Raw genomic sequence first — 20512 nt, forward strand, 5'->3', positions numbered from 1 at the left:
GGGCGGGGCTGGGTGGTGCCCCTGCGCAGGAAGCGGGGGAGGGCGAGGGTGACGAAGCCCTCGGCCTGCATGGCGGCGAAGCCGATGCGGGGCAGGTCCTTGCTGGAGCGGTAGACGACGAAGCGGGGCTCCCAGCGGGGGCGGAACTTCGCGTTGAACTTGTACAGGGACTCGATCTGGAACCAGCGGGACAGGAAGACCAGCAGGCCCCGCCAGGCGCGCAGGACCGGGCCCGCGCCGATCTTCTCGCCGCGGGCGAGGGCCGCGCGGAACATCGCGAAGTTGAGCGAAACGCGCGTGATGCCGAGCTTCGGGGCGGCCTGGAGGGCGGCCACGATCAGCAGCTCGTTCATGCCGGGGTCGGCCGAGCGGTCGCGGCGCATGAGGTCCAGGGAGACGCCGTCCTTGCCCCAGGGGACGAAGTGGAGGACGGCCTTGAGGTCTCCGTAGGGGCCCGCTTCCTCGTCGGCCTTGTGGGCGGTGGCGATCAGGCAGTCGCCGTCGTTCGGGTCGCCGATGCGGCCGAGCGCCATGGAGAAGCCGCGCTCGGTGTCGGTGCCGCGCCAGTCGTCGGCGGCGCGCTGGATCTTGGCGAGCTCCTGCTCACCGAGGTCACGGATGCGCCGTACGCGCGTCTCGTAGCCATTGCGCTCGATCCGCTTGACCATCTGGCGTACGTTGCGCATCGCACGCCCGGACAGGGAGAAATCCGCGACGTCCACCACCGCCTCGTCGCCCAGTTCGAGCGCGTCGAGGCCGGTCTCGCGGGTCCAGACCTCGCCGCCCGTCTCGGAGCAGCCCATGACGGCGGGCGTCCAGGAGTGGGCCTTCGCCTCGTCCATGAAGCGCTCGATGGCGCCGGGCCAGGCCTCGACGTCGCCGATCGGGTCGCCGCTGGCGAGCATCACTCCGGAGACGACGCGGTAGGTGACGGCGGCCTTGCCGCTGGGGGAGAAGACGACGCCCTTGTCGCGGCGGAGCGCGAAGTGGCCGAGCGAGTCGCGGGCGCCGTGCCGGTCGAGCAGGGCGCGCAGCCTCGTCTCGTCGTCCTCGGTGAGGCGGGCGGCCGGGTGCTCGGGGCGGAAGGCCAGGTAGATGGTGGTGAGGGCGGTGAGCATGCCGAGGGCGCCGAGGGAGAAGCCGACGGTCCAGGACGTACTGCCGTAATAGCCGACCGGGCCCTCGAAGCCGAAGAGGCCGTAGAGGACGTGCTGGAGGCGTTCGGTGATACTGGGGTCCCCGATGACCTTGCCGGGGTGGGCGCTTACGATCACCAGCCCCAGCAGGATGGAACCCGCTCCGAGGAGGACGAAGTTGGCCAGCGCCCGCCAGCGGCTGCGCGGGTCGGGCAGGGCCGTGAACTCACTCCGATGGCGCAGGAGCAGCGCGAGGAGCGCGAGCGAGATCACGACACCGATCACCGAGTGCCGGTATGTGAACTGCGCCACGGCTCCCGCGGGCAGCAGCACCACGGCGGCCCGCCAGGCCCGCCGCTTGTGGCGCCGCAGGCCGTGGGCGAGCAGGAGCAGCAGAATGCCGGAGCTGAGCGCGAGCGCGGCCGCGAAGGGGCCGAGCGCGCCGGGCAGGACCTCGGCGATGGCGTGCATGCGGCTGTGCCGGAAGCGGGGGAAGACACCTGCCGCCACGTTCAGCAGGCCTACGATCGTGCAGGCTCTGGCGACGAGGGTCGGCACGGCCTCGGGGCGCGGGCCGCGCAGTATCCGGTGGAGGCGGCCGTCGCGGTGCCGGTCGTCACCGCCCGGAACCCCACCCGACATTTCGCCATCTATCCTGACAGACATCGCATCCTGTAGTTCTGCGAGAGAGCTTGAATCCGGTGCCAAAACGGCATCCGGCACCTTTGCGCCCTCTAGGACGGTCCTTCAGGGAAACGGGTTCATTCCGCACCGGAAACGGCTGGAGAAGCTCGGGCAACATCCTAGGCGAGCAACAGCCCGGAACCCCGAGGCAACGGTAGTAGAAAGCGCAGGCAGGAACACCCTATGGGTCTCACGAGCAACAAGGTCCTCGCCCTTGCGGTCTTGCTGGCCGTACTGCTCTTCTTCGGCACGATCTGGCTCTGGCCCCGGCTGGCCCGCCGCTCCTGGAAGGCCGTCACCGGCCGCGTGGGGCTGCTCCTTGCCACCCAGATCGCGATCTTCGCATCGGTGGGTCTCGCGGCCAACCAGGCCTTCGGCTTCTACGCCACCTGGGCCGACCTCTTCGGCCAGGAGACGAGCCCGGGGATAGTGGTGGACCACGATCCGGCCAAAGGGGGATCGGGGCCCGTCAAGGTCGTCGACACCCAGACCGTGAACGTGCCCGGCGGCAGCCGCCCGTCACTGGGCGGCCAGATCCAGAAGATCGAGGTCGGCGGCAAGGAGTCACGGATAGGCAGCCCCGCCTACGTCTACCTGCCGCCCGAGTACTTCCAGCCGCAGTACCGCGACCGCACGTTCCCCGCTGCCGTGGCCCTCACCGGCTACCCGGGCACCGCCGAGGCGCTCATCAAAGGGCTGCACTACCCCCAGACCGCCCACAAGCTGGCCGGCGACGGCAAGATGCAGCCGATGATCCTGGTCATGATGCGGCCGACCGTGGCGCCGCCGCGCGACACGGAGTGCGTGGACATCCCCGGCGGCCCGCAGACCGAGACGTTCTTCGCCAAGGACCTGCCCGACGCCCTCTCGCAGCACTACAGGGTGGGCACCAAGGCCCGGAACTGGGGCATCATCGGCGACTCCACGGGCGGCTACTGCGCCCTCAAGCTCGCCATGCACCACCCCGACAAGTACGGCGCCGCGGCGGGGCTCTCGGCGTACTACAAGGCCCCCATCGACGTCACCACCGGCGATCTCTTCCACGGTGACAAGCAGTTGGAGCGCGAGGCCGACCTCATGTGGTACCTCGACCACAAGCCGGCGCCCAAGACCTCCTTGCTGGTGACCACCAGCAAGAAGGGCGAGGACAACTACCAGGACACCTTGAAGTTCATCGACAAGGTGAAGGAGCCCACGCGCGTGTCGTCGATCACGCTCGAAAGCGGGGGGCACAACTTCAACACCTGGCGCAGGGAGATCCCCGCCACCCTCCAGTGGATGAGCGGACGGCTCAGCCACAACTGACGGACCCGGTGGCCCGGATGACCCACGGTCAGCCCGGCGGCCCCGGAGAACCGCGGTTCAGTCGGCGCCGATCGCCGCGATCGTCTCCAGCTCGACCTCTGCCCGCGCGATGTCACGGGCGTCCGCCGCCGTCGAGCGGCGCAGGGCCTCATGCAGCCTCGCCGGTGTCAGCACGCCCAGGAAGCGGCCCTCGCTCTCCTTGTCGATGACCGCGATCCAGCCCGCGTCGTGCTGGAGCATCGTCGCGAACGCCTGCTTCAGGCTCGCCCCCACCGGCAGCCACGCCTCCATGCGGCGGGCGTGCTCGCGGACCGTGCCGTCGCCCACGCGCGCGTGCTCGGCGGAGATCCAGCCGTGCAGGTTGTTGTCGCCGTCCAGGACCACCGCCCAGCGGGCGTCGAGGTCCTTGGGCAGCGCGTCGTCCAGGTGCACCACGGGGGGCTGTTCCAGGTCGCCCTCCTCGATCGGGGTCACGGAGAGCCGCTTCAGGCCCCGGTCGGCGCCGACGAAGTCGGCCACGTACGCGTTGGCGGGGGCGCCGAGGACCGTCGAGGGGGTGTCGAACTGCTCGATGCGGCCCTCTCCGTAGACCGCGATGCGGTCGCCGAGGCGGACGGCCTCCTCGATGTCGTGCGTGACGAAAAGGACCGTCTTGCGCACGGCCTGCTGCAGGCGCAGGAACTCGTTCTGCAGATGCTCGCGCACTACCGGGTCGACCGCGCCGAACGGCTCGTCCATGAGGAGCACCGGCGGATCGGCCGCCAGGGCGCGGGCCACGCCGACGCGCTGGCGCTGGCCCCCGGAAAGCTGCTCGGGGTAGCGGTCGCCGAAGACGGACGGGTCGAGGCCGACCAGGTCGAGTAGTTCGGCGGCGCGCTCGCGGGCCTTGCCGCGCTTGACGCCGAGCAGGTGCGGCACGGTCGCCGTGTTCTCCAGGACGGTCTTGTGCGGGAAGAGGCCGACCTGCTGGATGACGTAGCCGATGCGGCGTCTCAGTTGCACGGGGTCGATGGCGGATATGTCGTCCCCGTCGACGAATATCCGGCCCTCACTCGGCTCGATGAGCCGGTTCACCATCTTCATCGTGGTCGTCTTGCCGCAGCCCGACGGGCCGACGAGCGTGACCAGTTCACCCTCGGCGACCTCGAAGGACAGATCGTCGACGGCCGTGGTGCCGTCCGCGTAACGCTTGGTGACGTGCTCGAACCGGATCATGTTTCCCCATTGTGCCGGGCGGTGACGGGCTGTGCGTGACGGCTGTGTTGCGGCCGCACGAGGAGTCTCGGCGATTGTCAGTGCCGCGCGTTAGGGTCGCCAGACACGGGGGGACGTGTGTGCGGCATACGTTCGTGGATTCGGGGGAGGTGGGGCGCGTGGCCGAGCAGAACTGTCTGGTGACGAACGACTGGATCTGCGGGGAGTACCTCCGCTCGCGCAGCCAGGAGCTGACCGACGCGACCCTTCAGCACATCGGGATCACGCTCGCCTCGGTGGCGATAGGCCTCGCCGTGTCCCTGCCGCTCGCGCTCCTCGCCCGGCGGTGGCGCTTCCTGTCGGGGCCCATCCTCGGCGTGACGACCGTGCTGTACTCGGTCCCCTCGCTCGCGATGTTCTCGCTGCTCCTGCCGTTCTTCGGACTCTCGGTCTCGCTGGTCGTCACGGGCCTTGTGCTGTACTCCCTGACGGTCCTCGTGCGCAACATCCTGGCCGGTCTCCAAGCCGTCCCCGAAGAGGCACGCGACGCCGCCAGGGGCATGGGGTACGGCCCCTTGAGGCTCCTGTGGGAGGTGGAGCTGCCGCTCGCGCTGCCCGCGCTGCTGGCCGGCGTCCGCATCACCACGGTCTCCACGGTCGCGCTGACGACCGTCGGCGCCATCGTCGACTACGGCGGCCTCGGCACGCTGATCCTCGACGGCCTCGACACGACCTTCAAGGCGCAGGTGCTCACGGCGTCCGTGCTCTGCGTGCTGCTGGCCGTCGTCGCCGACCTGCTGCTGCTCGGGCTCCAGCGGTGGCTGACGCCGTGGACGAGGGTCCACCGAATACGGACGAGCCGCGCCGCGCGCAAGGCGGCCGTGGCCAAGGTGGCTGAACCTGCATGAACGCGATCACCGGTGCGTACGACTGGCTGACCACGGGCGCCAACTGGCAGGGCGAGAAGGGGGTGTGGCACCGCCTGGCCGAGCATTTGTACTTCAGCGGGGTCTGCCTCGCCGTCGCCTGCCTGATCGCACTGCCCCTCGCGCTCTACCTCGGCCACATCGGCAAGGGCGGCGCCCTCGCGGTCAACATCTCCAACGTCGGCCGTGCGGTGCCCACGCTCGCCCTGCTGATCCTGCTCACGCTCACCCCGCTCGGTGAGCACGGCGACGCGCCGACGCTGATCGCGCTGGTCCTGTTCGCCGTGCCGCCGCTGCTGACCAACGCCTACCTCGGGATGCGCGAGGTCGACCGGGCTGTGGTGGAGGCGGCGCGCGGGATGGGCATGAGCGGCGGGCAGCTGTTCGCACGGGTCGAGCTGCCGCTCGCATATCCGCTGATCATGACCGGTGTCCGCTCGGCGGGGGTGCAGGTCGTCGCGACGGCCACGCTCGCCGCGATGGCGGGCGAGGGCGGCCTCGGCCGGATCATCACCGCCGGGTTCAACCTGCAGAACACGCCCCAGGTAGTCGCGGGCGCCTTCCTGGTGGCGCTGCTCGCGCTCCTGGTGGAGGGCGCCCTGGTGGTGGCCGGGCGTGTCTTCGACCCGATGCGGCGGTCCGGCGGATCGGCCCACTGAGTCCTGTCTTCTCTCCCTTTCTCCCTTCTCGTGTCTCCCTTTCGAAATGGTGGTTCACCGATGAACAGCACAACGCGTCGCGCGCGACGGATGGCAGGGACGGCCGCGGCCGTCGTGGCGCTGACCGCGGGTCTCGCCGCGTGCGGCGGGGACAGCCTGGAGGACGACGGCAAGGGGGCGGACAAGGCGGGCGACGGCAAGAAGGGCTCGCTCGTGGTGGGTTCGGCGCGCTTCACCGAGCAGAAGGTCCTCGCCGAGCTGTACGTGGGCGTTCTCGAGGAGGCCGGATATGACGCGCAGGTCAAGACCGTGCAGAACCGCGAGATCTACAAGCCCGAACTGAAGAAGGGCTCGATCGACATCGCGCCCGAATACGCGGCGACGCTCGCGGAATTCCTCAACCTCGAGAAGAACGGCCCGAAGGCGAAGACCGTCGCCTCCAGCGATCTCGACACGACAGTGAGTGCACTGGAGAAGCTTGCGAAGCCGCAGGGCCTGAAGGTGCTCCCGGCGGGCGAGGCGGTCGACCAGAACGCGTTCGCGGTGTCCAAGGAATACGCCGAGAAGCACAAGCTCAAGACCCTCTCGGATCTCGGCAAGTCGGGGGAGAAGGTCAGGATCGCGGCGGGTGACGAATGCGAGACCCGGCCGTTCTGCGCGCCCGGCCTGAAGAAAAAGTACGGGATCGATGTCACCGGAATCGACCCCAAGGGCGTCGGCACCACGCAGTCCAAGCAGGCCGTCAAGAACGGCACGGACCAGCTGGTGCTGACCACGACGACCGACGCGACGCTGAAGAACTACGACCTCGTGATCCTCGAGGACGACAAGAAGCTGCAGAACGCGGACAACATCCTTCCTGTCGTCAACGCCAAGGAAGCGGGCGGCAAGGAGATAGCCGACGCGCTCGCGAAGCTGACCAAGACGCTCACGACGGAAGACCTCATCGAACTCAACCGGAAGGTCGATGAGGAGCGTCAGAAGGAAGCGGATGTCGCGCAGGAGTATCTGGAGTCGAAGGGTCTGATCGGAAGTTGATCAAGGCGCCGCCAGGGAAGTTCCGGGGTCGAAGCGGAGGTTGACCGCTGGAGCAAAGCGGAGGAGGGGTGGGGAGTTGTGGCGAGTTATGGAAGTGGCACCTGCTTTTTGGCGGGCGGGGCTCCGGACTTCGCCTACGCGCGGTAAGTTTCTGGCCATGCCACGTGGACGTCACCGCCATTCCCCACCCCTGCACAGGCTGCTTCCTCCTTCGACGGTCGCAGGCGTCTCTGTTCTCTGCGCCGGCGGCGCCTGGATGTTCGCGGAACCGATCGTGCTCCGCGGGCTCGTCGCCGCCGCGGCGGCCGCCGCGGTCGTCGGCTCGGTCGTCATGCGCCGCTGGGACCAGGCGGCCGGCAAGCGCGTCGCCGAACTCACGCGCGCCAGAGCGAGCGACGAGTGGCGCCACGAGGAGCGGATAGCCGAGGTCGAGTCCGACCTCGACGAGTCCCGCGAGCTGCGGGGCAAGCTGGAGACCAAGCTGCGCGCCAAGCGTTCCGAGCTTGCCGCGCTGCGCAACGAACACGCTGCGCTGCTTCGGCGGTACGCGACCGCGGAGACTGAGCGGGCCAGTGCCCTTGAGGGGCGGCGGCTGCTTGCCATCGAGGCGTCCTCGCCCTCGTCCTCGTCGGCGCCGGAGCTTCCGGCTTCCGGCACGGGTTCTGGCACGGGGGCCTCACGGCCTCGCTCTTCCTGCGGGCCAACGCGGCGCTCGATCATCTCGCTGTCCCGCACGAAGCCGATGACGCTTCTCGGGGTGACCGCCCGGGGAAGTCCGGGGCGGCCGACGGATTCGGCGGGCACGAGCGCGCGGTCGCCGTCGCGCCGCCCGTTCAGGCGCGGCGCCCCATGCCCCAGGGTGGGTTCGACTTCTTCGGTACGAAGGGTTCGGCGGGGGCGGCCGGGGCGGCTCCGGCCGCGCTGGAGTCCGTGCAGGACGAGGATCTTGCCGACGTGGTGGGTGAGGAGGCCCTTGCGGTCCATCAGGCGGACGGGCAGGTTGTTGATCTGACGGCGCATGATGAGACCGAGCAGATTGATGTGGGGGAGTTGCGGACTGCCCTTCGGGCGTGAGCGTCGTTGCTCCGCTGGCTGTGGGGTGCGGGTTCGGCGGGTGGGTCGTCTCCTGCGGGCGCGTCGTGGCTGGTCGCGCAGTTCCCCGCGCCCCTTACGGGGCGCAACCCGCGCCCGCTTCTACGGGGCGCAGCCCCCCGCTTACGCCATCCAGCGGTCCGGGCGGGCCCTGTCGCGGCCCGTGCGGGAGCGGGACGCCTGGGAGTGGAGGAGCGTGGCCGCCTCTTCGGCGGGGCGCAGGCGGGCCGTCACCGTCTTGTTGGCGCCCGTGTCCACCCGTACGTCGGCCACGCCCTTGTACCGCTCCCAGGGCCCCTGTGAGAGCCGCACGCTCTGCACCTTGGCGTGCGGCACCAGCGACAGGCGCCGCTTGAGCAGACCGTGCCGTGCCGCGAAGACGGCGTCGGTGACCACGAGTCCGTACCCCTTCCACCAGAGCGGCACGCACCACGCCGCCCGCGCGGGAGGCCGGGACAGCTCGGCGGGCTCCGGCACGCGCGCGCCCGGCAGGACGCGGGCGATCACCGCCTCCGCCAGCTCCCGCGGCGCCACCGGCACCAGCACGGTGTTGGCCGAGCCCGCCACGTCCAGCTCCACCCGCACCCAGCCGTACCGCCGCCACAGCAGGGGCTGCACGATGTGCACGGTCTGCACGCGCCCCGGTGGCACCGTCTCGTGTGCCTTGTCGAGCAGCCCGTGGTCGATGCGCAGGCCGTCCGGGGACTCGCCCACCGTCCAGTCGTACTCCTTGATGAAGCGCCCGCCGCTGCTCGCGAACGCGCCGCCCAGTATGGGCAGGCCGGTGGCGAGCACTGTCCACAGGTTGTGCGTGGCGAACCACAGGACCGTCGGGACGACGGTCGCGGCGACGAGCATCACCCAGGGGGCGCCGGTCAGCATCAGGGAGAAGGCGAGCATGCGCGGCTGCACGTGCAGCAGGCCGCGCACCGGCGCCTCGCCGACCTCACGCGCCTTCTCGGGGGCGAAACCGGCTGCCCGCGCGAGGAGTTCGGCGCGCAGTTCGGTGGCGTCGCGCTCGCCGAGGTAGGCCAGCTCGTCCTTCTTCTCGGCGCCGACGACGTCCAGCTTCAGCTTGGCGACCCCCGCTATCCGGGCGAGCAGCGGCCGCGTCACGTCGACGGCCTGGAGCCGGTCGAGGCGGATATGGGCGGTGCGCCGGAAGAACAGGCCGGTGCGGATGCGCAGTTCGGTGTCGGTGACCGCGAAGTGGGTGAACCACCAGCTCAGGAAGCCGTACGCGGCGCCGCCGATGAGCACGGCCGCGCTGCCCAGGAGCAGGGTCGTGGTGGTCAGCGCGGAGAGGCGCTGCTGTGTGCCGTTCGGGTCGTGGACGGCCCAGCCCACCAGGACCGCGAAGGGTGCCCAGGCGCGGCGCAGCGGCGTCACGGGGTGCAGCCGCCGCTCGGTCACGCCCCCGCTCCCCACCGCCCCGCTGCTGGCCGAGCTCTCCGGTACTCCGCTCACAGCCCCGCTGCCGGCCGAGGTCTCCGGTACGCCGCTCACAGCCCCGCCGATCTGGCCTCGCCCAGCTCCGTCAGCCGGTCGCGCAGCCGCTCGGCCTCCTCGGGGAGCAGGCCCGGGATGCGCGCGTCGGTGGCGGCGGCAGCGGTGTGCAGCTGCACGCTCGCCAGGCCGAAGTGCCGCTCCACGGGCCCGGAGGTCACCTCGACGAGCTGCATCCGGCCGTACGGCACCACGGTCTCCTCGCGCCACAGCACGCCCCGGCTGATGAGCAGGTCGTCGTCGCGCTCGGCATACCGCCACGTGAGCCAGTTGCGCTCCACCATCGGCCAGCCCCACACCAGGAAGGCCAGCGGCACCAGCGCGAAGGCCGCCCACGCCGGGCCCGCGAAGAGGCCGAGCAGCACTCCGGTGGCCGCCGTGAGCGGCACCAGCCAGACCACAAGCAGCAGCCGCCGCATCCTGAGCAGCCCCCGTGGCAGCCCCGTCCACACCGGCTCGACCCGTTCCCCCGCCGGTCCAGCGGTCCCTGACGTCCCCGTTTCCATGCCCCCAGCGTACGTATGCCCTCCGACAGTCGTGCGGGCCTGTGGACAACCGCGTACGGCCCGGACGAAAGGGCGGGCCCGCCAGCCGCGTACGCGGGGAGCGCGTGCGAGAGACTGTGCGCATGAGTCCCACGGCGGAGACCACCACGCAGACCACGCTCGGCATCGGCGGCGCGGCCGAGAGCACCGACATGGTGCTCAACATCGGCCCCCAGCACCCGTCCACGCACGGAGTGCTCCGTCTGCGCCTCGTCCTGGACGGCGAGCGCATCCAGCACGCGGAGCCGGTGATCGGCTATATGCACCGCGGCGCGGAGAAGCTCTTCGAGGCCCGGGACTACCGGCAGATCGTGATGCTGGCCAACCGCCACGACTGGCTGTCGGCCTTCTCGAACGAACTCGGCGTGGTCCTCGCCGTCGAGCGGATGCTCGGCATGGAGGTCCCCGAGCGCGCGGTGTGGACACGCACCCTGCTCGCGGAGCTGAACCGCGTGCTCAACCACCTGATGTTCCTCGGGTCGTACCCCCTCGAACTGGGCGGAATCACCCCGGTGTTCTACGCGTTCCGCGAGCGCGAGGAGCTGCAGAACGTCATGGAGGAGATTTCCGGCGGCCGTATGCACTACATGTTCAACCGCGTGGGCGGCCTCAAGGAGGACCTGCCCGCGGGGTGGACGACCCGCGCGCGGGAGGCCGTCGCGTCGGTGCGTTCGCGCATGGACGTGTACGACAACCTGGTGCTGGGCAACGAGATCTTCCGGGGCCGTACGCGCGGTGTCGGCGTCCTGAGTCCCGAGGCGGTGCACGCCTACGGAGTGAGCGGCCCCATCGCCCGCGCCTCCGGGGTCGACTTCGACCTGCGCCGCGACGAGCCCTACCTGGCGTACGCCGAACTCCAGGACACCCTGAAGGTCGTCACGCGCCAAGAGGGCGACTGCCTGGCCCGCTTCGAGTGCCTTCTGGAGCAGACCCACAACGCCCTCGACCTCGCCGACGCCTGCCTTGACCGGATCGCGGAACTCCCGCAGGGCCCGATCAACCAGCGCCTGCCGAAGGTCCTCAAGGCCCCCGAGGGCCACACGTACGCGTGGACCGAGAACCCCCTCGGCATCAACGGCTACTACCTGGTCTCCAAGGGCGAGAAGACCCCCTACCGCCTGAAGCTGCGCTCGGCCTCGTACAACAACATCCAGGCGCTGGCCGAGCTGCTTCCGGGGCAGCTCGTCGCGGACATGGTGGCGATCCTCGGGTCACTCTTCTTCGTGGTCGGCGACATCGACAAGTAGCGCGGCGGCCGCGGGGACGCCGACGGGCTGCACCAGCCACCCGAAATCCCCGAGCCCGCCGGACGCCGTCAGCTCGGCGGCCTGCCCCGCGCGCGCGAGGGCGCGTACGTACGCGGCGGGGTCCTCGGAGGCCAGCGACAGCGGGGGGCGGCCGCCGCTCACCCCGAGCGCGCCGAGCGCCGCCCGCTGGGTGAGCAGCGCGGCACCCTCCGCCGCGCAGGCGTCCAGCGCCACATGCGCGGTGATGTCACAGCTCCCGTCCGGCACCGGAGCCGTCTCACGGCCCGCCCTGAAGCCCGTGAGCGTCCCGAAGGGCGGGCGGGCCTCCCGGGCGTGCGCGTAGTCCACGGCGACCGCCAGACCGCGCTCCAGGGACGCCACGGCCGCCGCCCACGCCTCGTCCCGGGTCCGGCCGATCTCCGCGCGCAGTCCGGGCTCGGCCTCAAGAGGCCACCAGCGCGCCAGCCACGCGGCATCGGGGCCGTCGGCGGGCTCGCCCAGCGACTCGGTGCCGTCGTCGCGTACGAGCACCCGGCGCGTCGTCCCGTCGGCGGCCACCTCGGCGACGTCCACGGGGACGTTGTCCAGCCACTCGTTGGCGAAGAGCAGACCCGTCACGCCGGCCGGCGGAGCGGCCCGCCAGTCGACGCGCGGGTCGAGGCCCGCCGGGCGCTCCGCGCGCTCCACCGCGTACGCACGCACGCGTGCCGCCACATCGGGGGGCAGCGTAGCGAGCACGCCTGCGGTCAGTTCGCCACGGCCCGCGCCCATGTCCACGAAGGCGACCTCTTCCGGGTGGCCAAGCACCTCGTCGACGCGGCACAGCAGCCGGGCCACGGCGGCCGCGTAGAGGGGCGAGGCGTGCACGGAGGTGCGAAAGTGCCCCGCAGGGCCCTCAGGGCGGCGGTAGAAGCCGTCAGGGCCGTACAGGGCCGTCTCCGTGGCCTCGCGCCAGCCTCGCGGGACACTCACCCCGGCACCGTCGTCGTCATACGTCACAGACCGCAGGCTAAGGGGGCCTCCACCTTGGGGAGTACACGCGCTCGACGCGGATCGCACCTCCGGTTGACCCCGGGGTGCCGTCGGTCTGCCTACGCTGGGTTACGTGCAGCGCCTCTATGACTTTCTCCGCAGGCACCCGACATGGGTCGACGGCTTCTGGGCCTTCGTCCTGCTCGGGATCTCCGGGATCGGTCTGGTGTCCATGTCCGAGACGAACGGCGACGCGCCGGGCGTCGCGGCGATCCCGGTCGCCCTCGGACTCTCCCTGGTGGTCGCGCTGCGCCGGAGGGCGACCGAGCAGATGCTGGTGCTCGTCACCGTCATCGGCGTCTTCCAGCTCGTCCTCGACGTGGAGGCGATGCCCGCCAACTTCGCCATGCTGGTGATCATCTACACGGCGGCGGCCGACGGGGCGCGGTGGGCCTCGCGGTTCGCGCTGGTGGGCGGCCTCTGCGCGGCTCCGCTCTCGATGATGCGGTGGACCCCGCCGGACGTCTCCGTAGCCGGCAGCGTCCTCTTCACGATCTTCCAGATCGTCCCCTTCGCGCTCGCCTGGGTGCTCGGCGACTCCATCCGCACCCGCCGCGCCTACCTGGCCCAGTTGGAGGAGCGCGCCGACCGCCTGGAGCGGGAGCGCGAGGCACAGTCCAAGGTCGCGGTCGCCGCCGAGCGGGCCCGCATCGCCCGCGAGCTGCACGATGTCGTCGCGCACAACGTCTCGGTGATGGTGGTCCAGGCCGACGGCGCCGCGTACGTCATGGACACCGCGCCCGACCAGGCCAAGAAGGCCCTGGAGACCATCTCGGGCACCGGCCGCCAGGCCCTCGCCGAGATGCGCCGCCTGCTCGGCGTGCTGCGCACGGGGGAGCCCGAGGAGGGTTCCGAGTACGTGCCGCAGCCCGACGTCGAACAGCTCGACGAGTTGATAGAGCAGGTGCGCACGTCCGGTCTGCCCGTCGACTACAAGGTCGAGGGCACCCCGCGCCCGCTGCCCAGCGGCGTGGAGCTGACCGCGTACCGCATCGTGCAGGAAGCGCTCACGAACACGCGCAAGCACGGTGGCGCGAACGCGGGCGCGAGCGTGCGCCTGGTCTACTTCGACGACGGCCTGGGGCTGCTCGTCGAGGACGACGGCAAGGGCGCCCCGCACGAGCTGTACGAGGACGGCGGCGCCGACGGCCGCGGGCACGGCCTGATCGGCATGCGCGAGCGCGTCGGCATGGTCGGCGGCACGCTGGACGCGGGGCCGCGCCCCGGCGGCGGCTTCCGGATCAGCGCGCTCCTGCCGCTCAAACCAGCACACTGAACTCGACCATGTCCGGCGATGACACCTGTCACCGGCCCCCACCTGCCCGTCCGTTCGCCCGACCCGTTCTCTGACCCCTCGAAGGGACTCCCTTGATGTCGATCCGCGTGATGCTCGTCGACGACCAGGTACTACTGCGCACCGGGTTCCGGATGGTGCTGGCCGCGCAGCCGGACATGGAGGTCGTCGCGGAGGCGGGTGACGGTGTCGAGGCCCTGGAGGTGCTGCGCGCGACCAAGGTCGACGTGGTGCTGATGGACGTACGCATGCCGAAGCTGGACGGCGTCGAGACGACCCGGCGCGTCTGCCAGGACCCGAACCCGCCGAAGGTGCTGATCCTGACCACCTTCGACCTCGACGAGTACGCCTTCTCGGGGCTGAAGGCGGGCGCCTCCGGGTTCATGCTCAAGGACGTGCCCCCGGGCGAGCTGCTCGCCGCGATCCGCTCCGTGCACAGCGGCGACGCGGTGGTCGCGCCCTCCACCACGCGCCGTCTGCTCGACCGCTTCGCGCCGATGCTGCCGAACGCGGGCGGGCAGCCGCAGCACAAGGAGCTGGAGCGCCTGACGGGCCGTGAGCGCGAGGTGATGATTCTCGTCGCGCAGGGCCTGTCGAACGGCGAGATCGCGGCGCGGCTCGTCCTCTCGGAGGCCACCGTGAAGACGCACGTCGGCCGCATCCTGACCAAGCTGGGGCTGCGGGACCGGGTGCAGGTCGTGGTCCTCGCGTACGAGACGGGGCTCGTGCGGGCCGGGGGCAACTCCTAGTCCGTGTGCCGGGGGCAACTCCTGGGCCGCGTCCGGACAGGCCCTAGCGCAGGACGCCCTCGATGAAGTCGCTGCCCAGCCGTGACACCACGCTGATGTCCAGCTGGTGCTGCACATAGCGCCCCCGGCGGCGCGTGGTGATCAGGTCGGCCTTCTTCAGGACGCTCAGGTGCCGGGATATCTCCGGCGCCGTCATGCCGTGCGCGTCGGCCAGCTCGCTGGTGGTGTACGACCCGCGCGCGAGGTGGCGGCACAGGCGCATCCGCACCGGGTGGGCGAGCGCGGACATGCGGCGGGTCAACTGCTCCACGGTGGGCGGGGCGGTGAGGCCGGGGGCGCTGATGGGGTACGTGATGGTGGCCTGCCAGTCCCTGCGGTGCAGCACCATCAGATGCGGCCAGCCCAGGCTGGTCGGGACGAGCACCAGGCCGCCGGGGCCCGTGGTCGTATGACCCGTGGTGATCTTGTCGACCGTGATGCGGTGGCCGCTCTCGTCCAGGGAGACCGCTCCGGAGATCGCCTTCAGGGCCTCCGCAAGGCCTTTGCGCCGCAGCAGCTCGGTCTTGTGGCGGGCGTCCGCGGCCAGTTGATGGCTCAGCCGGGCCCAGGTGTCGGCGAAGAACGCCTCCTCGCAGTCCTCCAGGAGCTGGCGCAGCCACGCGCGCACGGCCGGTGGCTCGTCCAGGAGCCGCTGGGTGAACCGCACTTGCTGGGGGCCCCGGGCGGCCGCCAGGTCCAGTGCGCGCCGCTGCACGGCGGGGTCGCCCAGGATGGCGCGGTCCGGCTCCGAATGTGACGTCGACTGGCAGGTGAACTCCAGGGCGGCGTCTACGAACTGCTCGTCCGTCAGCTTGTCCAGCAGGTCCAGCTCCTCGGCGAGCGTGGCCCCGGGGAGCGCGCTCTGCCCCGGGATGCCCGCGAAGGGCGCGAACACGTCCGAGAAAGCCGAGCGCCAAAGGAAGTCGGCCTCGCACAGGCGGTCCGCCAGGCACGGTTCCAGCCGCGCCGAGACGGCCGTCACCCAGCCCTGGAGCCCCGGGTGGTGGCCCGGCTCGGAGAGCGCGTGCAGCGCCATGCCCAGCTCGGCGAGGGGCGAGGGCACGACATGGATCCGCTGGTGGGACAGCCCGCTGATGTCGATGCTCACGCTCATGTCCCCATGGTGCACCGCGCCACTGACAGCGCGGCCGTCGATTGACGAGCGCCGTCAATCGACGCGACGGGGACGGGTTCACGGGAGCACTCTGAGGTCATCGCCCGGAGCCATCGAAGCCTCCTGGCCTCTCACTTACGTTCCTCCCCTCCCACTGCTCGCCCCCGCGAGGCCGTCCCTGGGACAGCGCGACCCTTACTGCCCGATAAGTAACATTTGTACCGAGAGGCGATACGTCATGAGCGTCACCCAGCAGTACCTGCTCGACACCTACCGAGCCGCCCAGCACGGCGAGCCGGTGGCGCCCGCGCCCGGCCACCACGACTGGCAGGTCGTCCGCGAGGTCCGCGACTACGGCCGCTTCCGTGCGGTCGTGGCGGAACGCCCCGCCCGCGGCAGGCTCCGCGCCGCCCTGGCCCGCCTCGCGCGAGGCGGGCGCCTCAGCGGGGGAGCCGTCGCACGAACTCCGCGACCGCTTCCCTGACGTCGTCGGCCGTCCACCCCAGGCCCTCCTCGGTCACGGTGACCTCCGTGACCGAGAGGCCGGGCGGCCCGTCCGCGAACCAGCGGCCGAACAGAAAGGTCTTCGTCTCCTCGGCCTGCCCCAGTGCGGCCTCCTCCAGTACGTCGGACGCGTACGGCAGCCATACCTGCAACTGGTGGGTGTGCGGCCGCTGCGGATGTACGCGCGACCAGGCCACCCCGGCGGCCGTGAACCCCTCGTGCAGCGCCTGTGCCACCACGCGCGCGTGGGCGACGTAATCGGGCAGCCGCGGCAGGACCCGTTCCAGGCCGAGCAGGGCGGAGACAGCGGTCGGGAACTGCTGGAACAGCCGCCCCCCGTACCGATGGAGCCACACCCTCGCCTCCTCGACCAGCGTGTGCGGCCCGGCGAGGGCGGCCCCGCTCAACCCCTCCAGGGACTTGTAGAACGACACGTACACGGTGTCCGCGAGGCCCGCGATCTCCGTCAGGGGGCGGCCGAAGTGCGGCGTGCACTCCCATAGGCGGGCGCCGTCGATGTGCACGACCGCCTCCCGCTCGCGTGCCGCCTCCACGACCGCTTCCAGCTCCTGCCACGTCGGCAGGACGAAACCGGCGTCCCGGAGCGGCAGTTCGAGCATCAGCGCCCCGAAGGGCTCGGGAAAGTCCCGCACTTCATCGGCCGTGGGCAGGCGCGGCTCGTCCGTCGGGTGCACCGTGCGCAGTCCGCTGACCGCGGTGAAGGCGTCCCCCTCGTGGAGTTCGGGGTGCGCCCTGGGGTGCAGCGCCACCGTCGCGTTCCCGGTGCGGCCCGCCCAGCAGCGCAGGGCGACCTGCTGGGCCATCGTGCCGGTCGGGAAGAAGACGGCCGCCTCCTTGCCGAGCAGACGCGCGACCCGCTCCTCCAGGGTGGCGACGACACCGTCCCCGTAGACATCGGACGCCTCGTCCGCGCCGACGATCCCGGGAGCGGCCGCCGCGAGCGCCGAGAACCGTTCGGTCAGCGGGATGTGCAGGGGCGAGCGGTGCAGGGTGCGGGTGGCCGCGCAGGCCGCCGCCGAGCGCCTGGCGCGGGTGTCCGGTGTCGCTTCGTTCGCAGTCATCCTCCGAGAATGGCCCGCCCGTCGGCGCCAGTCATATGAATAGCCACAGCCTGTGGACAGCGGAAGACGCGGCGCCGACCAATCGCGTTAGCATGACGAGAAATCGTCCGGTACCCCGAGCGGACTGGAACGGAAGGCGTCATCGCGTGAACGCATCGCATCAGCCAGACCCGCGGGAGCGCCCCGCGAGGCTCACGGTGGGAGTCGTGGGAGCGGGCCGCGTCGGCCCCGCGCTCGCCGCGGCGCTCCAGCTCGCCGGGCACCGCCCGGTGGCCGCGTCCGGGGTCTCCGACGCCTCCGTGCGCCGAGCCGCCGCCATGCTGCCCGACGTGCCCCTCGTCCCTCCCGCCGAGGTTCTGGAGCGGGCCGATCTGGTGCTCCTGACCGTGCCCGACGACGCCCTGCCCGGCCTGGTCGAAGGCCTCGCGGAGACCGGCGCGGTGCGCCCCGGACAACTCCTCGTGCACACCTCCGGGCGGTACGGCACCAAGGTCCTCGACCCCGCCCTGCGAGCCGGCGCCCTGCCCCTCGCGCTGCACCCCGCCATGACGTTCACCGGCACCCCCGTCGACGTCCAGCGCCTGGCCGGATGCTCCTTCGGCGTGACCGCGCCCGAGGAGCTGAGGCTGGCCGCGGAGGCCCTGGTCATCGAGATGGGCGGCGAGCCCGAGTGGATCGCCGAGGAGAACCGCCCGCTGTACCACGCGGCGCTCGCCCTCGGCGCGAACCACCTGGTCACCCTGGTCGCCGAGTCCATGGAGCTGCTGCGCGACGCAGGTGTGGAGGCCCCCGACCGGATGCTCGGCCCGCTCCTCGGCGCCGCCCTGGACAACGCGCTGCGCTCGGGCGACGCGGCCCTCACCGGCCCCGTCGCACGCGGCGACGCCGGCACCGTCGCCGCCCACGTCGCCGAATTGCGCAAGCACGCCCCGCAGACCGTCGCCGGGTACCTCGCGATGGCCCGCGCCACCGCCGACCGCGCCCTCGCCCACGGACTGCTCAAGCCGGAGCTGGCCGAAGACCTCCTCGGCGTCCTCGCCAACGGCGCCGGCGGGACCGGCGGAGCCGAAGGAGGCAGCCGATGACCACCGCCCTCCTGCACACCGCCGACTCCCTGCGCACACGCGCGCGTGACGGCCACCGAGCCGTCGTCATGACCATGGGCGCCCTGCACGACGGGCACGCCTCGCTGATCCGCGCGGCCCGCCGCATCGCGGGCCCCCAGGGCGAGGTCGTCGTCACGGTCTTCGTGAACCCCCTCCAGTTCGGCGCCGGCGAGGACCTCGACCGCTACCCCCGCACCCTCGACGCCGACGTCAAGATCGCCGAGCAGGCGGGCGCGGATGTGGTGTTCGCCCCCGGCGTCGACGAGGTCTACCCCGGCGGCGAGCCCCAGGTCCGGGTGAGCGCGGGCCCCATGGGCACGGTCCTCGAAGGGGCCACGCGCCCCGGGCACTTCGACGGCATGCTCACCGTCGTCGCCAAGCTGCTGCACCTCACCCGGCCCGACGTGGCGCTGTTCGGGCAGAAGGACGCCCAGCAGCTCGCCCTGATCCGCCGCATGACCCGCGATCTCAACTTCGACGTGGAGATCGTCGGCGTCCCCACCGTGCGCGAGGACGACGGCCTGGCCCTCTCCAGCCGCAACCGCTACCTCTCGCCCGAAGAGCGGCGCACCGCGCTCTGCCTCTCCCGGGCGCTCTTCGCGGGCCGCGACCGGCACGCCGCGCAGGAGGCGCTGCGCGCCCGCGCCGCGAGCGCGCCCGCCACCCTCGCGCGTGCCGACGCCCTCAGCGCGATCGGCGAGTCCCGCGCGGCGGCCGATGCCCACGCCGTGGCGCAGTCCGCCGCACCCTCGGCGCCCGGCGGACCCGCCGCCGTCGTCGCCGCGGCCCGCCAGGTCCTCGACGAGGCCGCACGCCTGAGCCCTCCGCTGGAGCTGGACTACGTGGCGCTCGTGGACCCCGCCGACTTCACCGAGGTCCGCCCCGGCCACACCGGCGACGCCGTACTCGCCGTGGCCGCCAAGGTCGGCTCGACGCGGCTGATCGACAACCTCCCGCTGACCTTCGGAGCCGCCGTATGAGTGCCACCGGAATACGGCTGCACGCCCCCGCGCCGGGCTGGTCCCTCGACGCCGACCTCGTCGTCGTCGGCTCCGGAGTGGCCGGTCTGACCGCCGCGCTGCGCTGCTCGGCCGCCGGCCTGAGGACGGTCGTGGTGACCAAGGCCCGCCTGGACGACGGCTCCACGCGCTGGGCACAGGGCGGTATCGCCGCCGCGCTCGGCGAGGGCGACACCCCCGAACAGCACCTGGACGACACGCTGGTGGCGGGCGTGGGCCTGTGCGACGAGGCGGCCGTGCGCACCCTCGTCACCGAGGGCCCCGATGCCGTACGCCGCCTCATCGAGACCGGCGCCCACTTCGACACCGGCCCCGAGGGCGCCATCGAGCTGACCCGCGAGGGCGGCCACCACCGCCGCCGCATCGCGCACGCGGGCGGCGACGCGACCGGCGCGGAGATCTCCCGCGCCCTCGTCGAGGCGGTACGCGCGCGTGGCATACCGACCGTCGAGAACGCCCTGGTCCTGGACCTGCTGACCGACGCCGACGGCCGCACCGCCGGTGTCTCCCTGCACGTCATGGGAGAGGGCCAGCACGACGGCGTGGGGGCCGTCCACGCCCCCGCGGTGGTCCTCGCCACCGGCGGCATGGGCCAGGTCTTCGCGGCGACCACCAACCCGTCCGTGTCCACGGGCGACGGCGTCGCGCTCGCCCTGCGCGCGGGCGCGGAGGTCTCCGACCTCGAATTCGTGCAGTTCCACCCCACCGTGCTCTTCCTCGGCGCCGACGCCGAGGGCCAGCAGCCGCTGGTCTCCGAAGCGGTGCGGGGCGAGGGCGCGCACCTCGTCGACGCCGACGGCGTGCGCTTCATGGTCGGCCAGCACGAGCTGGCCGAGCTGGCCCCCCGCGACATCGTCGCCAAGGGCATCACGCGCCGCATGCAGGAGCAGGGCACCGACCACATGTACCTGGACGCCCGGCACTTCGGCGCCCACATGTGGGAGAACCGCTTCCCGACGATCCTCGCCGCCTGCCGCGCCCACGGCATCGACCCGGTCACCGAGCCCATCCCCGTCGCCCCGGCCGCGCACTACGCCTCCGGAGGCGTCCGCACCGACCCGCACGGCCGCACCACCGTCCCGGGCCTGTACGCCTGCGGAGAGGTCGCCTGCACCGGCGTGCACGGCGCCAACCGCCTCGCCTCCAACTCCCTCCTCGAAGGCCTCGTCTACGCCGAGCGGATCGCCGCCGACATCGCGGCCCAGCACGCCGAGAACGCCCTCCACGCGCGCGTGCCGGCC

18 protein-coding genes and 1 pseudogene are annotated in these 20512 nt (G+C 71.8%); 12 read left to right on the plus strand and 7 right to left on the minus strand.

The window, feature by feature from the left end; genetic code table 11:
- On the minus strand, nucleotides 1–1778 hold a 1778-nt coding region (locus tag GKQ77_RS10315; RefSeq protein WP_219688411.1), incomplete at its 3' end, for a phosphatidylglycerol lysyltransferase domain-containing protein.
- Between the two features lie 225 nt (nucleotides 1779–2003).
- On the opposite strand from GKQ77_RS10315, the gene GKQ77_RS10320 reads away from it, so the two are divergent.
- Nucleotides 2004–3125 carry an alpha/beta hydrolase gene (locus GKQ77_RS10320; protein WP_219688412.1) on the plus strand — a complete coding sequence of 374 codons (1122 nt, stop codon included), beginning with the start codon at nucleotides 2004–2006 and terminating at the stop codon, nucleotides 3123–3125.
- A gap of 57 nt (nucleotides 3126–3182) precedes the next feature.
- Here the strand turns inward: GKQ77_RS10320 and GKQ77_RS10325 are convergent, their stop codons facing one another.
- Nucleotides 3183–4340 carry an ABC transporter ATP-binding protein gene (locus GKQ77_RS10325; protein ID WP_219688413.1) on the minus strand — a complete coding sequence of 386 codons (1158 nt, stop codon included), beginning with the start codon at nucleotides 4338–4340 and terminating at the stop codon, nucleotides 3183–3185.
- Nucleotides 4341–4498: 158 nt separating this feature from the next.
- On the opposite strand from GKQ77_RS10325, the gene GKQ77_RS10330 reads away from it, so the two are divergent.
- The 4 genes and pseudogenes from GKQ77_RS10330 to GKQ77_RS34100 all read left to right on the plus strand — a co-directional run bounded on the left by GKQ77_RS10330 (nucleotide 4499) and on the right by GKQ77_RS34100 (nucleotide 8016).
- Nucleotides 4499–5227, plus strand: a complete 729-nt coding sequence (locus GKQ77_RS10330; protein ID WP_219688414.1) for an ABC transporter permease — start codon at nucleotides 4499–4501, stop codon at nucleotides 5225–5227.
- Nucleotides 5224–5904, plus strand: a complete 681-nt coding sequence (locus GKQ77_RS10335) for an ABC transporter permease (protein WP_219688415.1) — start codon at nucleotides 5224–5226, stop codon at nucleotides 5902–5904. Before GKQ77_RS10330 ends, GKQ77_RS10335 begins: the two co-directional genes overlap by 4 nt.
- Nucleotides 5905–5964: 60 nt before the next feature.
- A complete protein-coding gene (locus GKQ77_RS10340) occupies nucleotides 5965–6942 on the plus strand; it encodes an ABC transporter substrate-binding protein (RefSeq protein ID WP_219688416.1) in 978 nt (325 codons plus the stop codon).
- A 157-nt stretch (nucleotides 6943–7099) separates the two neighbouring features.
- Nucleotides 7100–8016: pseudogene (locus tag GKQ77_RS34100) on the plus strand (v-SNARE N-terminal domain-containing protein).
- Nucleotides 8017–8157: 141 nt separating this feature from the next.
- Here GKQ77_RS34100 and GKQ77_RS10350 read toward each other — a convergent pair.
- The gene (locus tag GKQ77_RS10350) at nucleotides 8158–9501 is read right to left on the minus strand and encodes a PH domain-containing protein (protein ID WP_219688417.1); all 1344 of its coding nucleotides are present in this window, start codon (nucleotides 9499–9501) and stop codon (nucleotides 8158–8160) included.
- A 35-nt stretch (nucleotides 9502–9536) separates the two neighbouring features.
- The gene (locus GKQ77_RS10355; RefSeq protein ID WP_219688418.1) at nucleotides 9537–10046 is read right to left on the minus strand and encodes a PH domain-containing protein; all 510 of its coding nucleotides are present in this window, start codon (nucleotides 10044–10046) and stop codon (nucleotides 9537–9539) included.
- A gap of 122 nt (nucleotides 10047–10168) precedes the next feature.
- Here GKQ77_RS10355 and GKQ77_RS10360 point away from each other — a divergent pair, with 122 nt between their 5' ends.
- Entirely contained in the window at nucleotides 10169–11332 is a 1164-nt protein-coding gene (locus tag GKQ77_RS10360) for an NADH-quinone oxidoreductase subunit D (protein WP_219688419.1), read from the plus strand.
- On the opposite strand, the gene GKQ77_RS10365 is transcribed toward GKQ77_RS10360, so the two are convergent.
- Nucleotides 11297–12331 carry an SAM-dependent methyltransferase gene (locus GKQ77_RS10365; RefSeq protein WP_308117613.1) on the minus strand — a complete coding sequence of 345 codons (1035 nt, stop codon included), beginning with the start codon at nucleotides 12329–12331 and terminating at the stop codon, nucleotides 11297–11299. The genes GKQ77_RS10360 and GKQ77_RS10365 overlap by 36 nt on opposite strands.
- A gap of 106 nt (nucleotides 12332–12437) precedes the next feature.
- Between GKQ77_RS10365 and GKQ77_RS10370 the strand changes: the two genes are divergently transcribed.
- Both GKQ77_RS10370 and GKQ77_RS10375 read left to right on the plus strand, forming a co-directional pair.
- A complete protein-coding gene (locus GKQ77_RS10370) occupies nucleotides 12438–13640 on the plus strand; it encodes a sensor histidine kinase (RefSeq protein WP_219688420.1) in 1203 nt (400 codons plus the stop codon).
- A gap of 95 nt (nucleotides 13641–13735) precedes the next feature.
- Nucleotides 13736–14407, plus strand: coding sequence for a response regulator transcription factor (locus GKQ77_RS10375; protein WP_219688421.1), 672 nt, complete (start codon nucleotides 13736–13738; stop codon nucleotides 14405–14407).
- A gap of 43 nt (nucleotides 14408–14450) precedes the next feature.
- Here the strand turns inward: GKQ77_RS10375 and GKQ77_RS10380 are convergent, their stop codons facing one another.
- The gene (locus tag GKQ77_RS10380; RefSeq protein WP_219688422.1) at nucleotides 14451–15560 is read right to left on the minus strand and encodes a DUF5937 family protein; all 1110 of its coding nucleotides are present in this window, start codon (nucleotides 15558–15560) and stop codon (nucleotides 14451–14453) included.
- Nucleotides 15561–15798: 238 nt separating this feature from the next.
- Between GKQ77_RS10380 and GKQ77_RS10385 the strand changes: the two genes are divergently transcribed.
- Entirely contained in the window at nucleotides 15799–16044 is a 246-nt protein-coding gene (locus tag GKQ77_RS10385) for a hypothetical protein (RefSeq protein ID WP_219688423.1), read from the plus strand.
- Here the strand turns inward: GKQ77_RS10385 and GKQ77_RS10390 are convergent.
- The gene (locus tag GKQ77_RS10390; protein ID WP_219688424.1) at nucleotides 16001–17146 is read right to left on the minus strand and encodes a threonine aldolase family protein; all 1146 of its coding nucleotides are present in this window, start codon (nucleotides 17144–17146) and stop codon (nucleotides 16001–16003) included. The genes GKQ77_RS10385 and GKQ77_RS10390 overlap by 44 nt on opposite strands.
- Nucleotides 17147–17292: 146 nt before the next feature.
- Here GKQ77_RS10390 and GKQ77_RS10395 point away from each other — a divergent pair, with 146 nt between their 5' ends.
- The 3 genes from GKQ77_RS10395 to GKQ77_RS10405 all read left to right on the plus strand — a co-directional run.
- Nucleotides 17293–18231 (plus strand): Rossmann-like and DUF2520 domain-containing protein, encoded by a 939-nt coding sequence (locus GKQ77_RS10395; protein ID WP_219688425.1) that lies wholly within the window; start codon nucleotides 17293–17295, stop codon nucleotides 18229–18231.
- Nucleotides 18228–19232 (plus strand): pantoate--beta-alanine ligase, encoded by a 1005-nt coding sequence (gene panC, locus GKQ77_RS10400; protein ID WP_219688426.1) that lies wholly within the window; start codon nucleotides 18228–18230, stop codon nucleotides 19230–19232. Before GKQ77_RS10395 ends, panC begins: the two co-directional genes overlap by 4 nt.
- Nucleotides 19229–20512 (plus strand): L-aspartate oxidase (locus tag GKQ77_RS10405; protein WP_219688427.1); only part of this gene is annotated, 1284 nt, incomplete at its 3' end. The genes panC and GKQ77_RS10405, both read left to right, overlap by 4 nt.

This window comes from Streptomyces anatolicus, from assembly GCF_019400875.1.
In the GTDB taxonomy this organism is placed as follows: domain Bacteria; phylum Actinomycetota; class Actinomycetes; order Streptomycetales; family Streptomycetaceae; genus Streptomyces; species Streptomyces anatolicus.